The organism is Georgenia sp. AZ-5 (assembly GCF_043952095.1).
Classification (GTDB): Bacteria; Actinomycetota; Actinomycetes; order Actinomycetales; family Actinomycetaceae; genus Georgenia.
Genome location: NZ_JBINOU010000001.1, coordinates 414,572 through 434,197 on the forward strand (window position 1 = coordinate 414,572; position 19,626 = coordinate 434,197).

Consider the following 19,626-nt stretch of genomic DNA (forward strand, 5'->3'; position numbering starts at 1 on the left):
CCGCGCGGCGCGGCAGGTCGACACTTCGCTGAGGCGACGAACGGAGCGTGGTGGGCGTGTCCCTGCTTCTGCCTCCCCTGGCGTCCTCCGAGTTCCGCCTTATCCCGGCGGCCGCGGAGGCGGCGCTGCCGCCGGACGTGCAGCTGCCCGAGGACGTCCCGCCGGCCCCGTGGCGGTGCACCTTCGACGGCTTCATCTGGGTGCAGCGGGCCGGTGTCGGCGCTGCCGCGATGCTCCCGGAGCCATTGCGGGCGGGCCCGCGCTGGCTCATGGGGGCGCACCTGCACTACACCGACACACCGGTGGGGCCCTACTCAGAGGTGTTCGCCGCGCTCCTGGTGCGCGTGGGCGTCCGCCCGGCCGCCCACGTCCCGTTCATGGCCGTGGACGAGCTGGGCAGCGTGCGCGGCGGGCGGGCGAACTGGGCCCTCCCCAAGACGGTGGCCCGCTTCGCGGGAGAGCCCGCGGCCGGGGGTGAGCTCGAAGCCGTGGGACCCGGATGGCGGATCGGCACCCGGGCTCGCCCGCTCGGCCCGTGGCTCCCGTTCAGGGCCGCCCTGCCGCACGCACAGGTCCGGCCGGACGGGACCGTCGCGCGCTTCACGACGACGGTCGCGGGCCAGGCCCGGCTCGCCCCCGTAGAGGTAGAGGTGACGTCCGGCGACCGGCTCGCCGCCTGGATGCCGCCCGGGCGGCACATGGCGGTGCAGTGGCGGGACGCCTCGCTGACCGTCACGGCGGCCACCCGGCACACGCCCTGAGGGGCCTGCGCGTTGGGCACCCACGGCACCTGGCCGGGGCTCAGTGCCCGGCGTCGCGCACGTCCGTGCCTTGCTCGGCGAACGCCACGCCCTGAAGCGCCGCATCCGCTACCGCGCCTCGTTGGGGAAGGAGCGGCGGAACAGTAGCCCGACGATCGCCTGACGCGGCCGTCGTTTCAACTTAGTGGCTTTCTAGGTCGATACTGATTATCCGCACAACGCGATGTACATCGCCTCTATCTCCGACATATGCCGGGTGGAATTGATAGTCGATTCGACCGGCCCCCGTCACCTCATAGTGATGAACACCGGACCATCCGTCGCGCCCGCGGTTGTGCTTACCCTTCATTTTCGTGACCGATCCAATCGCAGGAGGTTGATCTGGCTGTTGGGCCAAGTAGTCCCAAACACGTTGAGCATTCTGCATCCCACAACGCTCCGCGAGGCCCTCCCAAGTAGACAGGTGCTTCTGATGCACAACCACTCGCCATTGGGGCTTGATGTCAGGCTTTCCCCCCGGACGCCGAGCAGAGACCATAGGTCTGTACGCGCCGAGCTTCGGCCTGTCATCAGTCACTCTTCATTCACTCCAACAGTCTCGTTTGCTCCTGGGCGAGTTACTTCAAACAACTCAGATTCGTCAACTCGGCCGTTCAGGAAGGCGCGAGCGACCGGGTCGCTAAGTGTTCTAGCGCTCCTACGCCAGTCATTCAGAAGGCTCTGTAGAATTTCGATGTCTTGCCCACTCGCAACCCGCATGAGCGCGGCATTTATCTCAGCCCGAAATTCTTGGAGATCATCCTCCTCAAACACCTCCAGAAATGCCCACTCTCCGAAGTCGGCTGGTCGCCGTTCTGCCCGCGGGCGGGTAAGCGCATTATCGAACATCAAGAAGGCAACTGCATGGTCGCGAATTGCCGCGAGATGCTCGAGTTGAGCAGCTCGAAGCATCACCAGCGAATCCCCATCCGGTGTACGCAAATGCGCGGTGCCGTGCTGAGCAGCGTTTATGAATTCACGCCGGCCAGTTCCACTTAGATCTGAGGTTTGGTAGATGCGGTCTCTTGTCGCAACCATGTCGGCCCGCTCCCTTCGGTGATGTACCGCCATACTGCCACGATCTTGAGCAAAATCCTGGCAGATACCACACTGTACACCGTTGGAGAGTCCGGAGTCCCGCCCACGTCAGCACGCGCCGAGACGATGACGAAGCTCGACGGCCAGGTCCTCGACGCCGGGACGGTTAGTTCTGTGCGTCCCGAGCGGCGAGCTCAAGCCAGTAGTCACGCACACACTGCACGGTTGTAGTCCCTCGAGACTCAGCGATAGCGGCAAGCAGAAGTTCCACCCGGTCGAGAGCGGATGCGATTACGGAGGCATGCCCTATTAACTGTGCCGCCTTAGCCGAGAGGTCGGCTAGGAGGATGAAGACCTGGTCGACGACGGAGCAGAGCCCGTCCAAGTCAAGCGACACCTGGATGCCCAGAGGTTGCTTACCCGACCGAACCAGCATGTGGCTCACGATGCATGTCTGCGCGGCTCGAAGCGAGGTCTCTGCTTCCCGAGAGACCCCCTGCTCAGGGTGCCACTCAGCCACCAAGACGGGGAGGACTACGTCCAAGGGAGCGGCACCCGTCTCGTCAGCTATGTGATCGACGAGGCAGCCAATCGTGTTCATCGCGAAGGCGAACCGGGCTTCGGCCGTAGGGCGCTGCGTTCCGCAAACGTGGTGCGCGAGGAAACCCAGTACGACGCGAAGCAGCCCATCGCCGTTCGATTGCGCGGCAATAAGCCTGTCCCGAAGGACGACATCGCCACTCACGTGCGCCGTGATGATCTGCTGGGCATCCTGGCGTAGTCGAAGACGCGAGCTATCCACATCCGCATCTTTTCGAGGGGCATCCTCAGTAGTTGTCACCTGAGCTCCATCCGGCCAGTCATCCCAACAGGGCCCAGGAACAACGCTCGGTTACCTGACCGCTGGATCATGAACGGTGGCTCCGACCTCACACTCGCTGGGTAGAACTCGGGCGAATCCTCAGAAGTCCCAGTCGTCGTCCTCGGTGGCCTCGGCCTTGCCCATGACGTAGCTGGAGCCGGAGCCGGAGAAGAAGTCGTGGTTCTCGTCGGCGTTGGGGCTCAGCGCCGAGAGGATCGCGGGGTTGACCTGCGTGGCCTCCTTGGGGAACAGGCCCTCGTAGCCGAGGTTGTTCAGCGCCTTGTTGGCGTTGTAGCGCAGGAACGCCTTGACGTCCTCGGTCAGCCCCATCGGGTCGTAGAGGTCCTCGGTGTACTGCTCCTCGTTCTCGTACAGCTCGAAGAGCAGCTCGAAGGTGTAGTCCTTGAGCTCCTGCTGGCGCTGCGGCGTCGCCTGCTCCAGGGCGCGCTGGTACTTGTAGCCGATGTAGTACCCGTGCACCGCCTCGTCGCGGATGATCAGCCGGATCAGGTCCGCGGTGTTGGTGAGCTTGGCGTGGCTGGACCAGTACATCGGGGCGTAGAAGCCCGAGTAGAAGAGGAAGGACTCCAGCAACGTGGAGGCGACCTTCCGCTTCTCCGGGTCGTCCCCGCGGTAGTAGTCCATCACGATGGCGGCCTTGCGCTGGAGGTTCTCGTTCTCCTCCGACCACCGGAAGGCGTCGTCGATCTCCTTGGAGGAGATCAGGGTCGAGAAGATCGAGGAGTAGCTCTTGGCGTGCACCGACTCCATGAAGGCGATGTTGGTGTAGACCGCCTCCTCGTGCGGGGTCACCGCGTCCGGGATGAGGCTGACGGCGCCGACGGTGCCCTGCACGGTGTCCAGCAGGGTCAGGCCCGTGAAGACGCGGGTGGTCATCAGCTGCTCGTGCGGCTTGAGGGTGTGCCACGACTGGATGTCGTTGGACAGCGGGATCTTCTCCGGCAGCCAGAAGTTGCCGGTCAGGCGGTCCCAGACCTCGACGTCCTTCTCGTCCTGGACTCGGTTCCAGTTGATGGCCTGGACGCTGCTGACCAGCTTGAGCTTCTCCGGGGACACTGCGTGCCTTCCTTGCTTCAGTTCGGTGCGGCTCTCTCGCCGCGGTGGTGGTGGTGCCGGGCGCTCCCCGGCGCCCCGCCGTGGTCGTCCCGGTGCCGCGGGGCCGGCCGGCACTGCCGGCCGGCCCCGCGATCCGCCGGTCAGAGCATGCAGGACACGCAGCCCTCGACCTCGGTGCCCTCCAGCGCCAGCTGGCGCAGGCGGATGTAGTACAGCGTCTTGATGCCCTTGCGCCAGGCGTAGATCTGCGCCTTGTTGACGTCGCGGGTGGTCACGGTGTCCTTGAAGAACAGCGTCAGCGACAGGCCCTGGTCCACGTGCTGCGTGGCCTCGGCGTAGGTGTCGATGATCTTCTCGTAGCCGATCTCGTACGCGTCCTCGTAGTACTCGAGGTTGTCGTTCGTCATGTACGGCGCCGGGTAGTACACGCGCCCGAGCTTGCCCTCCTTGCGGATCTCCACCTTGGAGACGATCGGGTGGATCGAGGACGTCGAGTTGTTGATGTAGGAGATGGACCCGGTCGGGGGCACCGCCTGCAGGTTCTGGTTGTAGATGCCGTGCTCCTTGACGGAGGCGGCGAGCTGCTGCCAGTCGGCCTGCGTGGGGATGTGCACGTTGGCGTCGGCGAAGAGCCGGCGCACCCGCTCGGTGCGGGGCTCCCACACCTGGTTGATGTACTTGTCGAAGTACTCGCCGGTCGCGTACTTGGACTCCTCGAAGCCCTTGAAGGCCCGGCCCGTCTCGATGGCGATCTTGTTGGACTCCGAGATGGCGTGGAAGGCCACCGTGTAGAAGTACATGTTCGTGAAGTCCAGGCCCTCTTCGGAGCCGTAGAAGATCCGCTCGCGGGCCAGGTAGCCGTGCAGGTTCATCTGCCCCAGGCCGATCGCGTGCGACTCGTTGTTGCCGTGCTCCACGGACGGCACCGAGAAGATGTGCGTCTGGTCCGACACGGCGGTCAGCGCCCGGATCGCCGTGCCGACGGTCTTGCCGAAGTCCGGCGAGTCCATGGCCTTGGCGATGTTCAGGGAGCCGAGGTTGCAGGAGATGTCCTTGCCGACCGAGGCGTAGGAGAGGTCGTCGTTGTACGTCGACGGCGTCGAGACCTGCAGGATCTCCGAGCACAGGTTGGACATGGTGATCTTGCCCTTGATCGGGTTCGCCCGGTTCACCGTGTCCTCGAAGACGATGTAGGGGTAGCCCGACTCGAACTGCAGCTCGGCGATGGTCTGGAAGAACTCGCGGGCGCCCAGCTTGGTCTTCTTGATGCGGCCGTCGTCGACCATCTCGTGGTACTTCTCGGTGACGTCGACCTCGGAGAAGGGCACCCCATAGACGCGCTCGACGTCGTAGGGCGAGAACAGGTACATGTCCTCGTTCCGCTTCGCCAGCTCGAAGGTGATGTCGGGGACGACGACGCCGAGCGAGAGGGTCTTGATGCGGATCTTCTCGTCCGCGTTCTCCCGCTTGGTGTCGAGAAACTTCATGATGTCGGGGTGGTGGGCGTGCAGGTACACCGCGCCCGCGCCCTGCCGCGCACCGAGCTGGTTCGCATAGGAGAAGGAGTCCTCGAGCAGCTTCATCACCGGGATGACGCCGGAGGACTGGTTCTCGATCTTCTTGATCGGCGCCCCCGCCTCGCGCACGTTGGTCAGCGACAGCGCGACGCCGCCGCCGCGCTTGGACAGCTGGAGGGCGGAGTTGATGCCGCGAGCGATCGACTCCATGTTGTCCTCGATGCGCAGCAGGAAGCAGCTGACGAGCTCGCCGCGCTGGGCCTTCCCCGCGTTGAGGAACGTGGGCGTGGCCGGCTGGAACCGGCCGGTGATGATCTCCTCGACCATGTCCAGCGCCGCCTGCTCCTTGCCGTCGGCGAGGGTCAGGGCGACCATGACGACGCGGTCCTCGAAGCGCTCGAGGTAACGCTTCCCGTCGAACGTCTTCAGCGTGTACGAGGTGTAGTACTTGAAGGCGCCCAGGAACGTCTCGAAGCGGAACTTCTTGGAGTACGCGAAGTCCCAGATCCTGGTGAGGAACTCGAACGAGTACTTCCCCAGGACCTCGCCCTCGTAGTACCCCTCCGCCACCAGGTAGTCGAGCTTCTCCTTGAGGTTGTGGAAGAAGACCGTGTTCTGGTTGACGTGCTGCAGGAAGTACTGCCGCGCGGCCTCCCGGTCGGCGTCGAACTGGATCTTCCCGTCCGCGTCGTACAGGTTGAGCATCGCGTTCAGCGCGTGGTAGTCCAGCGCCGGCGAGGCCGGGACCTCTACGCCGGAATCAGTGAGCGTTGCTGCCAAAACTGCCCCAATCCCTCGCGGACGCGGTTGACGTCCTCGGTGGTTCCTAGAAGTTCGAATCGGTAGAGGTAAGGCACGTGGCACTTCGCGGCGACGATGTCCCCCGCGATGCAGTACGCGTTGCCGAAGCTGAGGTTCCCCGCGGCGATGACACCGCGGATGAGTGAGCGGTTGTGCTCGTCGTTCAGGAACTTGATGACCTGCTTGGGCACCGCCCCCCGCCCGTTGCCCCCGCCGTAGGTGGGGACCACGAGCACGTACTCGGAGTCGACGCGCAGGAACGGGTCGCTGCCGCGGAGCGGGATCCGCTGCGCGGGGAGACCGAGCTTCTCCACGAAGCGGTGCGTGTTGTTGGTGGCGGAGGAGAAGTAGACGATGTGGCCCATGCTCGCCTCCTCGGGTTCCGGCCGGCGCGCGCGCCCGGCCGAGGTGGTGTTCAGCCGGACCGCCGGGTCGCGGCGGTCCGGCTGAAGACTGTGGGTCGTCAGGCGCTGACGGCCGCGGTCTTGGCCGCGAGCGCCTTGATCTTGTCGGGACGGAAGCCGGACCAGTGGTCACCGTCGGCGAACACGACCGGGGCCTGCTGATAGCCGAGGGCCTTGACGCTGGCCAGGGCCCCGGCGTCGGCCGTGATGTCCACGACCTCGTACTCCAGCCCCTGCTTGTTCAGCGCGCGGTACGTCGCGTCGCACTGGACGCAGGACGGCTTGCTGTAGACGGTGATGCTCATCTGAGCCTGTCTCCTTGTCTGGTGCGGTCACAGGGCCCGCGCCCACCCCCGACACGGTTGTAACAACAAGTATGTGGTTTGCCCGGGCGCCGGGCTGTCCCTCGGAGCAGGACACTACACCTGGGGGTTCCCTCCTCGCGGGACCCCAACATGTCGTGTCGGCATGTCGTGCGGCAACTTTTCTGTCCACAGCCGTCCGCCTCCGCTTGTGGACCTCGGCCGACGGCCCTGGGGATCGCCTGTGGACTTCCCCGTCGCGCCGCCCAGACCAGGGTCTGTCTGTGCGCTCCAAGGTCCCACCGACCACTGACATCGGGCGCCGCCGGACATCGCTGAGGCAGCGTGTGGACAATTCGTCACCAGGTTTGTCCACAAGCTGTGCACACACGGTCGGGGGACACCCTTGGAGCCGGCGCGCGGCGGTTCCGCCGGTCGGAAGATACGGCGTGTCGCGGGTGGTCGGCGTGTCGCCCGGCGCCCGCAGGGAGGGCGACGGCCGCTCGTCGAAATCACCCGTCGTAGGGACTTCCATGCCGGACCTCGCGCGGATACCGTCACTTGTTGACGACAACCGCTCCCTGATTCCGAGCGATGATCCGACGCCCCAGACCCCCGGCGCCACGGAAGGTCGAGGTGGCGACGTGCGAGTGCAGCAGGATCAGGACTGGGTTTCCCAGGCGGCGTGCGCGCAGGCCGCGCCCGACGCCCTCTTCGTGCGCGGGGCGGCTCAGCGCACGGCACGCAAGGTCTGCTTCGGGTGCCCGGTACGGCTCAGGTGCCTCGCGGAAGCGCTGGCGGAGGACATCTCCTTCGGTGTGTGGGGCGGGCTGACCGAGCGGGAGCGCCGGGCACTGGTGCGCCGGCGACCCGACGTCACCGACTGGCGGGCGTGGATCACCGAGGCGGAGGACGCCCTCGCCGAGGAGCTGCGTCAGCCGCGCCCGCCGCAGATGCGGACGAACGGTCGCCAGGCGCCGGCCCTGAACTGAAGGGCGCCCCGCGCCATCGCGTACGAGGCTGATGGACCTGCTGCCGCCGCGTACGAGCGGTGAGCCGCGAGCGAGCTCCGAACGACCCAGCCACACCGGTGCGGGAGCGCGGCTGCAGCAACCCGGTGCAGCTGCTCCGGCTTCCTCCGGAGCGGGGGTAGGTGCGGGACGCCATACCGGAGCAGGGACTCTCCGTTTGCGTGGCTTTGCTCACGCTTGACCCGCTTGGGTGGCCAGGCTGTGGGCATTCACCTAGCGTGGACGGGCATTCTGTCCAGCTGAAGGGGAAGACGCCCGTGTGGGAGTACGTGGTCGAGCGCAGTGACCAGATCCTCTTCCTTTCCTATCAGCACGCGAGCCTGGTCCTCCAGTGCGTCGCGCTGGCCACCGTCATCGCGCTCGTCGTCGCCGTCCTCGTGTACCGGAACGGGCGCCTCGCGGCGGTGGCGAACTCCGTCTCGGCGATCGGCCTGACGATCCCGTCCTTCGCGCTGCTCGGCCTGCTGCTCGCGCCGTTCGGCTTCGGCGTCCTGCCGGCGGTGATCGCCGTGACGTTCTACGCCGCCCTCCCGATCGTGCGCAACGCGGTCGTCGGGCTCGCCGGCGTGGACGAGCGGCACGTGGAGGCCGCCCGCGGGATCGGCATGAGCCGGGCCGGGGCCCTGCTGCGCGTCGAGCTCCCGCTTGCCTGGCCCGTGATCCTCGCCGGTGTCCGCGTCTCCACCCAGATGGTCATGGGCATCGCCGCCATCGCGGCCTACGTGCTGGGCCCGGGCCTGGGCGGCTTCATCTTCTCCGGCCTGGCCCGCCTCGGCGGCGCGAACTCCGTGTACTCCGCGCTCACCGGGACCATCGCCGTCGTCGTCATCGCCCTCGTGGTCGACCTGCTCCTCGTGCTCGTCGGCCGCCTGACCATCCCCAGGGGGATCCGTGCTTGACACCACCACCGCACCCACGGCGACGGCCACCACCGGCGCGTCCATCCACCTGCAGGGGGTGACCAAGCAGTATCCCGGCCAGCCGCGCCCCGCGGTGGACAACATCGACCTGGACATCCGGGCCGGGGAGATCCTCGTGCTCGTCGGCCCGTCCGGGTGCGGCAAGACGACGACGCTGAAGATGATCAACCGGCTCATCGAGCCCTCGTCCGGCCGGGTTGTGCTGGGCGGCGAGGACGTCACCAACATCGACGCCGACCGGCTGCGCCGGCGGATCGGGTACGTCATCCAGGCCGGCGGGCTGTTCCCGCACATGACCGTCGGCGACAACGTGGCCCTGGTGCCGGGCATGCTCAAGTGGGACAAGGACCGCACGGCGGCCCGCGTCGACGAGCTGCTGGACCTGGTGGGCCTGGACCCCGACGCCTACCGCGGCCGGTACCCCCGCGAGCTCTCCGGCGGCCAGCAGCAGCGCGTCGGCGTGGCCCGCGCCCTCGCCGCCGACCCGCCGGTCCTGCTCATGGACGAGCCCTTCGGCGCGGTGGACCCCATCACCCGCCAGCGGCTCCAGGACGAGCTGCTGAGCATCCAGGAGGAGCTCGGCAAGACCATCGTCATCGTCACGCACGACTTCGACGAGGCGGTCAAGCTCGGCGACCGCATCGCGATCCTCGACGTCGGCGCCCGGGTGGTCCAGCTGGACACCCCTGCGGAGATCCTGGCGAACCCCGCCGAGGAGTTCGTCACCGACTTCATCGGCGCTGGTGCGTCCCTCAAGACCCTGTCCCTGACCCGGCTGGGCGATGTCGAGCTCCGCCCCGGCGTCACCGCCAAGGTGGGCACGTCCGCCGACGAGGCGGTGGCCCGCGCCCGCGCGGAGGGCTACCGCTCCGTGGTCGTCGTCGACGAGCGCAACCGGCCGCTGCGCTGGCACCCGCTCGCCCAGCTCGAGGGCACGGGCACCCTCACCGGCGAGCTGGACGAGGACCTGCCCGTGCTCGGCCGGCACGCCAACCTCAGCGAGGCCCTCGACGCGATGCTCACCGCCTCCCAGAACGGCGTGATCGTCACCGGCCGGCGCGACACCTATCTCGGCATGCTCACGATCAAGACCGTCATGTCGTTCATGACCCCCGACGAGGAGGCGCAGCCATGACCGTCGGCACCTCCGCCGCGCGGCCCGAGGCCGAGGCCACGGCGGCGGCCGCCTCGGGGCACGCCGGCGAGGCGCAGGCCGCGCTCGACGCGGCCGAGGGCGCCCGCCCCTGGCGCACCCTGCTGCGCCAGCCCGCGCTCATCGCCGTCGCCCTGGTGGCCTACTTCGTCTGGCTGGCGACGGCGGACCTCAGCGAGACCGAGCGTCGCCCGCTGTCGTGGGACGCCCTGGGCCCGGCCATCGCCGAGCACCTGCGCCTGACCTTCGTCTCCGCCGCCCTGGTGGTCGTCATCGCGGTGCCGCTGGGCGTCCTGCTCACCCGCGGGCCGTTCCGCCGGCTGTCGGGACCGGTGATCGCCCTCGCGAACATCGGCCAGGCCGCGCCCTCGATCGGCCTCATCGTGCTGCTCGCCATGTGGCTGGGCTTCGGGCCGTGGACCGCCGTCGTCGCCCTGGTCGCGTACGCGGTGCTGCCGGTGCTGCGCAACACGATGGTCGGCCTGGGCGGCGTGGAGCGCCGGCTCGTCGAGGCCGGCCGCGGCATGGGCATGACCTCCCTGGCCGTGCTCCTCCGCGTGGAGCTGCCGCTGGCCGTCCCGGTGATCCTGGCCGGCGTCCGCACCGCCCTGGTGCTGCTGGTCGGCACCGCCACCCTGGCCGTGTTCATCAACGGCGGCGGCCTGGGGATCCTCATCACCACCGGGATCAACCTGTACCTGCCCAACCTGCTCGTCTCCGGCGCCCTGCTGGTGGCGCTGCTCGCCCTGCTCATCGACTGGCTGGGGCGCGTGGTCGAGCACGTGGCCCGCCCCCGAGGACTGTGATGTCTCGACGCACCCGCCTGCTGGCCGCCACCGCGGCCGCCTCCGCCTCCCTGCTCGCCGCCTGCGGGCTGCAGCCCGCCACCGGCTACGTCCCCGCCGTCCAGCCTGGCAGCATCGGGCCCGTCGACGGCGCCGGCGACGTCGCGGTGACGGTGGGGTCCAAGAACTTCACCGAGCAGCTCATCCTCGGCAAGATCGCCGTCATGGCGCTGCGCGCCGCCGGCTTCCAGGTCACCGACTCCACCAACATCCCCGGCTCGGTGGCCGCCCGCGAGGGACAGCTCTCGGGCGACGTCGACATGGCGTGGGAGTACACCGGCACCGCCTGGGTCGCCTACATGGGTCAGACGGGCATCCCCGACCAGCAGCAGCAGTGGCAGGCCGTCCACGAGGCGGACCTGGCCAACGGCGTCACCTGGCTGCCGCCGGCCCCGATGAACAACACCTACGGCTTCGCCATGGGCCCCGATGCCGCGGGCGAGCTCGGCATCACCGCGCTGTCCCAGATCAAGGACCTGCCGGTGGAGGAGCGCACGTTCTGCGTGGAGAGCGAGTTCCGCAGCCGCGACGACGGCCTGGAGCCGATGCTCGAGCACTACGGCATCCCGCTGGACGACCCCGCCGGCGTGCCGAGCGAGAACCTCAAGGTGATGGACACCGGCGCCATCTACGCGGCCACCGCGGCGGGCGAGTGCAACTTCGGCGAGATCTTCACGACCGACGGGCGCATCCTCGCGCTCGACCTGACGGTCCTCGAGGACGACGAGAAGTACTTCCCGTCCTACAACGTCGCGCCCGTGGTCCGCACCGAGGTGCTCGAGGAGGTGCCCGAGATCGCCGAGGTCTTCGAGCGGATCACCCCGCTGCTGACCGACGAGCTGCTCATCGACCTCAACGCCCGCGTGGACGTCGAGGGCGAGGAGCCGGCCGACGTGGCGCTGGACTGGATGGTGTCCGAGGGCCTGGTCACCGCACCCGAGGCCTGACCTCGCGCGGCCACCCCGGCCTCCGGTGGCTCCTCGCCCGGCGGGACGGCGGGGCCTCCTGGTGGATGATGGGACCGACGACAGCCCGCCCGGAGGAGCCCGCCATGCCGATGAACGTCGAGAGCTTCAACCTCGACCACCGCACCGTCGCCGCGCCGTACGTGCGCGTCGCGGACACCAAGCACCTGCCTGGCGGGGACGTGCTGACCAAGTACGACGTGCGGTTCTGCCAGCCCAACGCCGAGCACCTCGAGATGCCGGTGGTGCACTCGCTCGAGCACACCTTCGCCGAGCACGTGCGCAACCACTCCGCCGACGTCGTGGACTTCTCGCCCATGGGCTGCCAGACCGGCTTCTACCTCCTGCTCGTGGGCGAGCACCCCTACGAGGAGGTCCTCGACCTGGTCGAGACCACGCTGCGCGACGTCGCCGAGGCCGAGGAGGTGCCGGCCGCCAACGAGGTGCAGTGCGGCTGGGCCGCCAGCCACACCCTCGAGGGCGCCCAGGAGGCCGCCCGCACCATGCTCGCCAGGCGCGAGCAGTGGGCCCAGGTCACGGCGTGACCGCCCGTCACGCGACCGACCGAGAGCTGTCCGAGCCGCCCACCACCCCGGCCCGCGTGCCCGTGGACGCCGTGGTCGTGGGGGCCATGGAGGAGGAGGTGCGTCCGTACGCCGAGGCGGCCGCCCCGGAGGGCGCCGAGATCGGCGCCGGGCACGCCCGGGCGCGGCTGGTCACGCTCGGCGAGGCCCGCGTGCTGCTGGTGCGCAGCGGCATCGGCACGGTCAACGCCGCGGCCGCCGTCACGCACGCGCTGACCCTCGTGCGCCCGCGCGCCGTCGTCTCCACGGGCTCGGCGGGCGGGCTCGCCCCAGGGGTCGCCGTCGGGGACGTGGTGGTCAGCGAGACGTGCACCTACGCCGGCGCCGACGCCACCGCCTTCGGTTACGAGCGTGGCCAGGTCCCGGGCATGCCGCCCGCCTACGCCGCCGACCCCGGCCTCGTGGCGGCGGCCCGCAGCTTCGGCCGGGTCGTCCCCGCCGTCGCGGGCGGGGCGGCCGGCACCCTGCGCGTGGGGCAGATGGTGTCCGGCGACTCCTTCATCACCGCCGCGAACGTGGCCGAGGTGCGCGAGGCGTTCCCCGAGGCGCTCAGCACCGACATGGAGACCACGGCCATCGCGCAGGTGTGCCACTCCTACCGGGTCCCGTTCGTCTCGGTGCGCGGCGTCTCCGACCTGTGCGGGCCGACGGCGGACGAGGACTTCCACATGGCCGTCGAGGAGGTGGCCGCCCGCGCCGCCGCCGTCGTGGTCGCGGCGCTGCGGGGCTGAGCCAGACGGCGGTGTCCAGCATCACCGCGTGCCGGCGTTCCCCCAGCCCCCGGGCCCCCATACCCTGGCGACGGTGGCCCACGGCCGCTCCCCCGGCCCGACGGTGTGCCCGGACCCCACGCACCACCCGGACAGCCGAGGAGAAGCTTCCGATGAGCCCCGCACCCAGTGCCGTGACCCCGCGCGGCGAGGAGCCGGCCAAGCGGCACTCCCCCCGCGAGGCGCGCGACGCCACGTCCGTGCTCGAGGCCCTGCGCTCCCCGCGCCGGCTGCGCACCGAGCTCCTCGCGGGTCTGGTCGTCGCGCTGGCGCTGATCCCCGAGGCGATCTCCTTCTCGATCATCGCCGGGGTCGCCCCGCAGGTCGGGCTGTTCGCCTCCTTCACCATGGCCGTCACCATCGCCGTCGTGGGCGGGCGGCCCGCGATGATCTCCGCCGCCACCGGCGCGATCGCGCTCGTGGTGGCCCCCGTGGTGCGGGAGCACGGCCTGGACCACCTCATCGCCACGGTGATCCTCGGCGGCCTGCTCCAGGTCCTCATGGGGGTGCTGGGCGTGGCCAAGCTGATGCGCTTCGTCCCCCGCAGCGTGATGGTCGGCTTCGTCAACGCGCTGGCGATCCTCATCTTCCTCGCCCAGCTCCCCCACCTGGTGGGCGTGCCCTGGGCGGTCTACCCGCTGGCGGCCGCCGGGCTGGCGATCCTCGTGCTGTGGCCCCGGCTCACCTCGGCCGTGCCCGCCCCGCTGGTCGCCATCGTGCTGCTCACCGTGGTGACCGTGGCGGCGTCGATCGCCGTGCCCACGGTCGGCGACCAGGGCGAGCTGCCCAGCTCCCTCCCGGCCCTATTCGTCCCCGACGTCCCGTTCACCTGGGGGACGCTCGAGATCATCGCGCCCTACGCGGTCGCGATGGCCCTGGTCGGGCTCATGGAGTCGCTCATGACCGCCAAGCTCGTCGACGACGTCACCGGCACGCACTCCGGAAAGACCCGGGAGGCGTGGGGCCAGGGCGTCGCGAACGTCGTCACCGGGCTGTTCGGCGGCATGGGCGGCTGCGCGATGATCGGCCAGACGATGATCAACGTGAAGGCCTCGGGCGCCCGCACCCGGATCTCCACCTTCGCCGCGGGCGTCTTCCTGCTCGTGCTCGTCGTCGTGCTGGGTGACGTCGTGGGGATGATCCCGATGGCCGCCCTGGTGGCGGTCATGGTGATGGTCTCGGTCGGCACGTTCGACTGGCACTCCGTGCGCCCCTCCACGCTGCGGCGCATGCCGCGCTCCGAGACGCTGGTGATGCTGGTGACCGTCGCGCTGACGGTCGCCACCGAGAACCTGGCCTACGGCGTCGTCGGCGGCGTGCTGACCGCCATGGTGCTCTTCGCCCGGCGCGTCGCCCACCTGACGCGCGTCGCCGCCACGGAGGACCGCGACGCGGGGACGAAGACGTACCGGGTCACCGGCGCCCTCTTCTGGGCCTCGAGCAACGACCTCGTCCACCAGTTCGACTACGACGGCGACCCGGAGGACGTCGTCATCGACGTCACCGCCGGCCAGGTGTGGGACGCCTCGACCGTGGCGGCCCTGGACGCCGTCGAGCGCAGGTACGCCGAGCGGGGCAAGCGGCTGCGCATGGTCGGGCTCGAGGCGCACTCGGCCACCCGCCACGAGGCGCTGACCGGCAACCTCGGCGCCTGAGCCGCCGCTCTCCGGTGGCCGGACCGGTCGGCCTCCGGTTTTATGTCAGCCAGGACGTGGATCGCTGGACCGACTCAGGAGGCTGGTTGTCATGGAACCGTGGGTGTGGATCGTGCTGGCCGTCGTGGCCGTCATCGTCATCGTGGTCATCGCCCTGGCCCTGAGCCGCCGCAAGAAGGAGCAGGCCCGGGTCCGCGAGGAGCAGGCGCGGGCCCACGCGGCGGACCTCCGCGCCAAGGGCGAGGAGGAGGACCTCGCCGCCCGCCGGCGGGAGGCCGACGCGCTGGCCGCCGAGGCCCAGGCGAAGCAGGCCCGCGTGGAGGCCGACCAGCTCGAGCGGGAGGCCCGGCAGCGCAACGACGAGGCCGCTCAGGTCCGGGAGCGGGCGGAGGGCCGCCTGCGTGACGCCGACGCGCTCGACCCCGACCACGACCCGGCCTCCCCGCGCGGCAGCCACACCGGCTCGGGCCGCACGGACGCGGTCCCCGGGTCGCGGTCCGAGCACGACGGGCACCACCCGCTGCACCGCGAGGAGGGCGACGAGACGCCGCGCCAGGACCGGCCCCGCGTCTAGGCCGTCCGGCCGCCTCGCTATGGGCTCCGGCGACACCGTGCCGCTCGAGCTCCCCGGGGCCCCTGCCCGGCCCTCGGGGGCGGGCCAGACGGCAGACCCGGCGGCGGCCCGGTGACCGCGCGACTGCTGCTGCTCGCCGACACCCACCTGCCCAAGCGCGCCCGGGAGCTCCCTGCGGAGGTGTGGGCCGCCGTCGAGGAGGCTGACCTCGTGGTGCACGCCGGGGACTGGGTGGACGAGCGGCTCGTCGACGAGCTCGGGGCACGCGCGCGACGGCTCCTGGCGTGCTGGGGGAACAACGACGGCCCCGCGATCCGCCGCCGCCTGCCCGAGGTGGCGCGCGCGACCGTCGAGGGCGTGCGCCTCGCCGTCGTGCACGAGACCGGCGCCGCCCAGGGCCGGGAACGCCGCATGGACGCGCGCTTCCCGGACGACGACGTCCTGGTGTTCGGCCACAGCCACATCCCCTGGGACACGGTCACCCCGGCGGGTCTGCGGCTGCTCAACCCCGGCTCCCCCACCGACCGCCGCCGGCAGCCGCACCCCACCTTCATGACCGCCGAGCTCGGCGACGGCCGCGTCGACGTCACGCTGCACCGGCTCTGACCGGCGCGGGCCAAGGCGGCGGCCAGACGCCGAGCCCCGCGCCGGAGACGCCGAGGGCGCTCCCACCGACCGGCGGGAGCGCCCCCGTGGCGAGCGTCGTCAGACGGCGGCGGGAGCCTCGGACTCCTCCGTCAACGTGTCCAGGTCCAGGTCGCGGGTCTCCTTGCTCGAGAACAGCGCGCACAGCGTCAGCACCGCCATCGAGGCGAGGTACACGCCGACCCAGGCCACGCCGTGGTTCTGCACGAGCCAGGCGGCGATGAACGGGGCCACCGCCGCACCGAGGATCGAGGAGAAGTTGTACGCGACCGCCGAGCCGGTGTAGCGGACGTTGGTCGGGAACAGCTCGGGCAGGATCGCGCTCTGCACACCGAAGGTCAGGCCCATCAGGATCATGCCGATGATGAGGAAGACCAGCATCAGGCCCAGGTTGGCGTCGGCGCCGGTGCCCATGACCTCGGGCGCCAGGAAGAAGTTGAAGGTGAAACCGAAGACCGCGATCGCGGCGGTGACGACGATGAGGAACGGCTTGCGGCCGTACTTGTCGGCCAGCGCGCCGGACACCGGGGTGAACGCGGCGAAGAACAGGATCGCGATCAGCTGCAGCACGAGGAAGTCCCGGTAGCCGATGCCGAGCATGCCGTTCGCCTCGGCGCCGATGGCGTAGCTGAGGATCCACGTGGTGAAGAGGTAGAACAGCGTGTAGGTGGCCAGCATGATGAAGGTGCCCTGGATGAGCTGGCGCCAGCTGGTCTTCACGACCGTCTTCAGCGGCGTCTTGACCTTCTCGCCCCGCGCGACGGCGCGGGCGAAGACCGGGGTCTCCTCGAGCTTGATGCGCACGTAAAGGCCGAGGGCCACGATGACGGCCGACGCCAGGAACGGGATGCGCCAGCCCCACGTGAGGAAGGCGCCGTCGTGCTGGGGGTCGGTGCTGTCGTGGCCCATCCAGATGGTCAGCAGCAGGAAGAACCCGTTGGCGAAGAGGAAGCCGATGGGGGCGCCGAGCTGGGGCCACATGGCCGCCCGGGCGCGCTTGCCCTTCTCAGCGGTCTCGGTGGCGAGCAGCGCGGCGCCGCTCCACTCGCCGCCCAGGCCGAGGCCCTGGCAGAAGCGGAGGATCGCCAGCATCGTCGGCGCCCACAGACCGATCTGCGCGTACGTCGGCAGGAGGCCGATGAGCACCGTCGCGATGCCCATGACCAGCAGGGAGCCGAGCAGCGTGACCTTGCGCCCGAGGCGGTCGCCGTAGTGCCCGAAGATGATGGAGCCGACCGGGCGGGCCACGAAGGCGACACCGAAGGTGGCCAGGGAGGCCAGCAGCGCGCCCCCCGCGTCGGTGGCGGGGAAGAACAGCAGTGGGAAGACCGAGATCGCGGCCGTCGCGTAGACGTAGAAGTCGTAGAACTCGATGGACGTGCCCACCAGGCTCGCGATGATGATGCGGCTGCGGGGCACGGTGGTGCCCGCCTCCTGCGTAGCCGCTGTCGATGGCGTGGTACCCGTGCTCACGAAAAGACATCTCCTGGTCTGGAAGCGGAATGCAGGAACCCTAACCCCGTAGCCCACACTATGGACGGGCCCATCTCGCGCATTGATACAATGTGGCGAGGAGCACGGCGCCCCCAGGGCACCGGGCGAGGTCCCGCGGTGCTCGCGGGGCCGCGCCCGGCGCCCCCCGGCCCGTCACCCACGCGCGCGCCCGCTCCGCGAGAACGACGCCGGTCTGCGCGGTGAACATTCGGCACGATTTTTGTTCGACACGCTTCCGAATCCTCCGAGGCCGCCGGGGTGCCTCAGTAGGGTGCGCCGTGACGCTGCCCTCCACCCGTTCGTACCCGGGCCGTTGCAGGCCCTTCGACGAAAGTGACCTCCATGTCCCAGACCCCCTGGACCAACGAGCCCTCCGGATCGCGCCCCGAAGAGCAGGGCTACCAGCAGCCCACGTACGGCGAGCAGGGCTACCAGCAGCCCACGTACGGCCCGCCCCAGTACGGCTACGGCGCGGCGCCGTCGCAGATGGGCTACTCCACGCAGTCGGTCGACGCCGACAAGGCCTCGCAGCTCTCGCTCATCTTCGGCATCCTCGGCATCGTCGTGCTGCCCATCGTGTTCGGGCCGCTGGCGATCTGGCAGGCGAACAAGTCAGAGCGGCTCGGCAAGCCCGCCACCGCCGGCAAGGTGCTCGGCTGGATCGGCACGATCATGGCCATCGTGGCCGTCCTCTTCATCGGGGTGATCGTCATCGCCGCCATCGCGGGCAGCACCGGGTACTGACAGCCGCCCGACGGGAGTCGCCGGCCCGGTGGCTCCCGGGGTTCACACACGCCGCCGTCGGCGCCTCTCGACGTCGGCGGCCACCTTCTCGAGCACCCGCTGCTGGCGCCTGGCCGCGTTCTCCTTCCGCCGCCGCTCGCGCTCGACGACGGCCGGGGACCGCACGGGCCACCAGTAGGGGAGGTCGTCGGGGACGTCGGGGAAGAGCTGCCGGTAGCGGCCCGGGTCCTTGCGCACGAGGGCGGACTGGTGGCTCCGTGTCAGCGCGGGGTCGAAGAGCCACGGCGGCAGGGCCGCCGCGGCCTCGAGCTCGCCGTAGCTCCTGATCGACGTCACGCCAGCCGCGCGCAGGTCCGTGGCGATGGTGGACGCGCAGGTGTCACCGAACCCGCGCTCCTGCCAGACGTCGCACATCACCAGGCCGTAGCGCCCGAGCGCCTCCTCGTACCCCTTCCACATGAGGACGGCGGGGTGCGACGCCCAGCCGTAGCCCGGCCACGTGAGCGCGCGGACGATCTGGATGACCTCCACGCGCTGCTTGCCCAGCCGCTTGGTGTCGAGGGCGCGCGCGGTGGCCTCGAAGTCGCTGAACGGCAGGAACGTCTGCATCAGGACGGCTGGCAAAGCGGGCAGGAGTAGGACGTCCGGCCGCCGACCTCCGCAGTGACGACGGGGGTGCCGCAGTCGCGGCACGCGTCCTGCTTGTAGACGCGGCGGGCCCGGTCCTCGGGGACCGCCAGGCGGTCCTCGGCGTCCACGGTGACGATCCGGCCGTCCTCGACGGCTCGGGTCATCATGCGGGTCAGCACCGCCCACAGCCGCCCGGCGTCGGCCTCGGACGGGTCCCGGGCCGCGCGCGTGGGGGCGATCCGGCACGCGTGCAGGGCCTCGGCCCGGAAGACGTTCCCGACGCCGGCGATCACGCCCTGGTCGAGCAGCGCGGCGCCCACCGGGCCCCGGAAGGACCTCAGGCGCCGTGCCGCCTCGGCGGCCTCGGCGTCGGGGCGGAGCGGGTCGGGGCCGAGCCGCCCGACCAGCGCGGACCGGTCGCCGAGGGTGAGGAGCTCGCACCGGCTCGGGGCGATCAGGTCCCAGGCGACGTCGGGGGTGGCCAGCCGGAGGCGGACCTGGCGCAGCGGCGCCCCGGTCACCGGCGAGAAGCGCAGCCACTTGCCCCGCATGCCCAGGTGCACGTGCACCGTCCGCCCCGCGGCCGTGTCGATGAGGAGGTGCTTGCCGACGGCGTCGACGTCCTCGACCCTCGCCCCGTCCACCGCGTCGGCGGGGAACCTGCCCTGCGGCGACGCCGCCCGGACCCTGTGCCCGACCAGCTCGGCCAGGGACCGCGCGAGACGGTGGATGGTGTGGCCCTCGGGCATTCGGCCTCCTCAGCCCCGTGCCGGCAGCGCGGCCGCGCGGACCGGCCCCGGCGGCGAGAACTCCGA

General features: G+C 70.1%; 22 protein-coding genes. 13 read left to right on the top strand and 9 right to left on the bottom strand.

Annotated elements, in window-relative coordinates:
* Positions 1 to 56 precede the first annotated feature (56 nt).
* Positions 57 to 761 (top strand): acetoacetate decarboxylase family protein, encoded by a 705-nt coding sequence (locus ACF0H8_RS01975; protein WP_395287321.1) that lies wholly within the window; start codon positions 57 to 59, stop codon positions 759 to 761.
* A gap of 573 nt (positions 762 to 1,334) precedes the next feature.
* On the opposite strand, the gene ACF0H8_RS01980 is transcribed toward ACF0H8_RS01975, so the two are convergent.
* Positions 1,335 to 1,838 carry a hypothetical protein gene (locus ACF0H8_RS01980; RefSeq protein ID WP_395287322.1) on the bottom strand — a complete coding sequence of 168 codons (504 nt, stop codon included), beginning with the start codon at positions 1,836 to 1,838 and terminating at the stop codon, positions 1,335 to 1,337.
* A 166-nt stretch (positions 1,839 to 2,004) separates the two neighbouring features.
* The gene (locus ACF0H8_RS01985) at positions 2,005 to 2,283 is read right to left on the bottom strand and encodes a hypothetical protein (RefSeq protein ID WP_395287323.1); all 279 of its coding nucleotides are present in this window, start codon (positions 2,281 to 2,283) and stop codon (positions 2,005 to 2,007) included.
* A gap of 126 nt (positions 2,284 to 2,409) precedes the next feature.
* Between ACF0H8_RS01985 and ACF0H8_RS01990 the strand changes: the two genes are divergently transcribed.
* Positions 2,410 to 2,619, top strand: a complete 210-nt coding sequence (locus ACF0H8_RS01990) for a hypothetical protein (RefSeq protein ID WP_395287324.1) — start codon at positions 2,410 to 2,412, stop codon at positions 2,617 to 2,619.
* Positions 2,620 to 2,799: 180 nt separating this feature from the next.
* On the opposite strand, the gene nrdF is transcribed toward ACF0H8_RS01990, so the two are convergent.
* From nrdF to nrdH, 4 genes are all read right to left on the bottom strand, one after another.
* Complete coding sequence (gene nrdF / locus ACF0H8_RS01995) at positions 2,800 to 3,777, bottom strand: class 1b ribonucleoside-diphosphate reductase subunit beta (protein ID WP_395287325.1); 978 nt, start codon at positions 3,775 to 3,777, stop codon at positions 2,800 to 2,802.
* 140 nt (positions 3,778 to 3,917) lie between these two features.
* Entirely contained in the window at positions 3,918 to 6,074 is a 2,157-nt protein-coding gene (gene nrdE, locus ACF0H8_RS02000; RefSeq protein ID WP_395287326.1) for a class 1b ribonucleoside-diphosphate reductase subunit alpha, read from the bottom strand.
* Entirely contained in the window at positions 6,044 to 6,460 is a 417-nt protein-coding gene (nrdI, locus tag ACF0H8_RS02005) for a class Ib ribonucleoside-diphosphate reductase assembly flavoprotein NrdI (protein WP_395287327.1), read from the bottom strand. The genes nrdE and nrdI overlap by 31 nt, the downstream gene beginning before the upstream one ends.
* Positions 6,461 to 6,558: 98 nt before the next feature.
* Positions 6,559 to 6,804, bottom strand: coding sequence for a glutaredoxin-like protein NrdH (nrdH, locus tag ACF0H8_RS02010; protein ID WP_395287328.1), 246 nt, complete (start codon positions 6,802 to 6,804; stop codon positions 6,559 to 6,561).
* Between the two features lie 647 nt (positions 6,805 to 7,451).
* Between nrdH and ACF0H8_RS02015 the strand changes: the two genes are divergently transcribed.
* The 10 genes from ACF0H8_RS02015 to ACF0H8_RS02060 all read left to right on the top strand — a co-directional run bounded on the left by ACF0H8_RS02015 (position 7,452) and on the right by ACF0H8_RS02060 (position 15,904).
* Positions 7,452 to 7,793: a WhiB family transcriptional regulator gene (locus ACF0H8_RS02015; protein ID WP_395290792.1), complete on the top strand. Its 342-nt coding sequence runs from the start codon at positions 7,452 to 7,454 to the stop codon at positions 7,791 to 7,793.
* A 296-nt stretch (positions 7,794 to 8,089) separates the two neighbouring features.
* A complete protein-coding gene (locus ACF0H8_RS02020; RefSeq protein ID WP_395287329.1) occupies positions 8,090 to 8,731 on the top strand; it encodes an ABC transporter permease in 642 nt (213 codons plus the stop codon).
* Entirely contained in the window at positions 8,724 to 9,887 is a 1,164-nt protein-coding gene (locus ACF0H8_RS02025) for an ABC transporter ATP-binding protein (protein WP_395287330.1), read from the top strand. Before ACF0H8_RS02020 ends, ACF0H8_RS02025 begins: the two co-directional genes overlap by 8 nt.
* The gene (locus tag ACF0H8_RS02030) at positions 9,884 to 10,711 is read left to right on the top strand and encodes an ABC transporter permease (protein WP_395287331.1); all 828 of its coding nucleotides are present in this window, start codon (positions 9,884 to 9,886) and stop codon (positions 10,709 to 10,711) included. Before ACF0H8_RS02025 ends, ACF0H8_RS02030 begins: the two co-directional genes overlap by 4 nt.
* Complete coding sequence (locus ACF0H8_RS02035) at positions 10,711 to 11,697, top strand: glycine betaine ABC transporter substrate-binding protein (protein WP_395287332.1); 987 nt, start codon at positions 10,711 to 10,713, stop codon at positions 11,695 to 11,697. The genes ACF0H8_RS02030 and ACF0H8_RS02035 overlap by 1 nt, the downstream gene beginning before the upstream one ends.
* Before the next feature lie 104 nt (positions 11,698 to 11,801).
* Complete coding sequence (locus tag ACF0H8_RS02040) at positions 11,802 to 12,260, top strand: S-ribosylhomocysteine lyase (RefSeq protein WP_395287333.1); 459 nt, start codon at positions 11,802 to 11,804, stop codon at positions 12,258 to 12,260.
* On the top strand, positions 12,257 to 13,030 hold the full coding sequence (gene mtnN / locus ACF0H8_RS02045; protein ID WP_395287334.1) for a 5'-methylthioadenosine/S-adenosylhomocysteine nucleosidase: 774 nt from the start codon (positions 12,257 to 12,259) through the stop codon (positions 13,028 to 13,030). The genes ACF0H8_RS02040 and mtnN overlap by 4 nt, the downstream gene beginning before the upstream one ends.
* A 152-nt stretch (positions 13,031 to 13,182) precedes the next feature.
* Positions 13,183 to 14,724 carry a SulP family inorganic anion transporter gene (locus tag ACF0H8_RS02050; RefSeq protein ID WP_395287335.1) on the top strand — a complete coding sequence of 514 codons (1,542 nt, stop codon included), beginning with the start codon at positions 13,183 to 13,185 and terminating at the stop codon, positions 14,722 to 14,724.
* Positions 14,725 to 14,815: 91 nt separating this feature from the next.
* A complete protein-coding gene (locus ACF0H8_RS02055) occupies positions 14,816 to 15,298 on the top strand; it encodes a hypothetical protein (RefSeq protein WP_395287336.1) in 483 nt (160 codons plus the stop codon).
* A gap of 111 nt (positions 15,299 to 15,409) precedes the next feature.
* Positions 15,410 to 15,904, top strand: a complete 495-nt coding sequence (locus ACF0H8_RS02060; protein ID WP_395287337.1) for a metallophosphoesterase family protein — start codon at positions 15,410 to 15,412, stop codon at positions 15,902 to 15,904.
* A gap of 99 nt (positions 15,905 to 16,003) precedes the next feature.
* On the opposite strand, the gene ACF0H8_RS02065 is transcribed toward ACF0H8_RS02060, so the two are convergent.
* Positions 16,004 to 17,416 carry an MFS transporter gene (locus ACF0H8_RS02065; protein ID WP_395287338.1) on the bottom strand — a complete coding sequence of 471 codons (1,413 nt, stop codon included), beginning with the start codon at positions 17,414 to 17,416 and terminating at the stop codon, positions 16,004 to 16,006.
* A 363-nt stretch (positions 17,417 to 17,779) separates the two neighbouring features.
* On the opposite strand from ACF0H8_RS02065, the gene ACF0H8_RS02070 reads away from it, so the two are divergent.
* Positions 17,780 to 18,181, top strand: a complete 402-nt coding sequence (locus ACF0H8_RS02070; RefSeq protein WP_395287339.1) for a DUF4190 domain-containing protein — start codon at positions 17,780 to 17,782, stop codon at positions 18,179 to 18,181.
* A 42-nt stretch (positions 18,182 to 18,223) separates the two neighbouring features.
* On the opposite strand, the gene ACF0H8_RS02075 is transcribed toward ACF0H8_RS02070, so the two are convergent.
* Positions 18,224 to 18,790 carry an MSMEG_6728 family protein gene (locus ACF0H8_RS02075; RefSeq protein ID WP_395287340.1) on the bottom strand — a complete coding sequence of 189 codons (567 nt, stop codon included), beginning with the start codon at positions 18,788 to 18,790 and terminating at the stop codon, positions 18,224 to 18,226.
* Positions 18,790 to 19,560, bottom strand: coding sequence for an Fpg/Nei family DNA glycosylase (locus ACF0H8_RS02080; protein ID WP_395287341.1), 771 nt, complete (start codon positions 19,558 to 19,560; stop codon positions 18,790 to 18,792). Before ACF0H8_RS02080 ends, ACF0H8_RS02075 begins: the two co-directional genes overlap by 1 nt.
* Between the last annotated feature and the right edge of the window lie 66 nt (positions 19,561 to 19,626).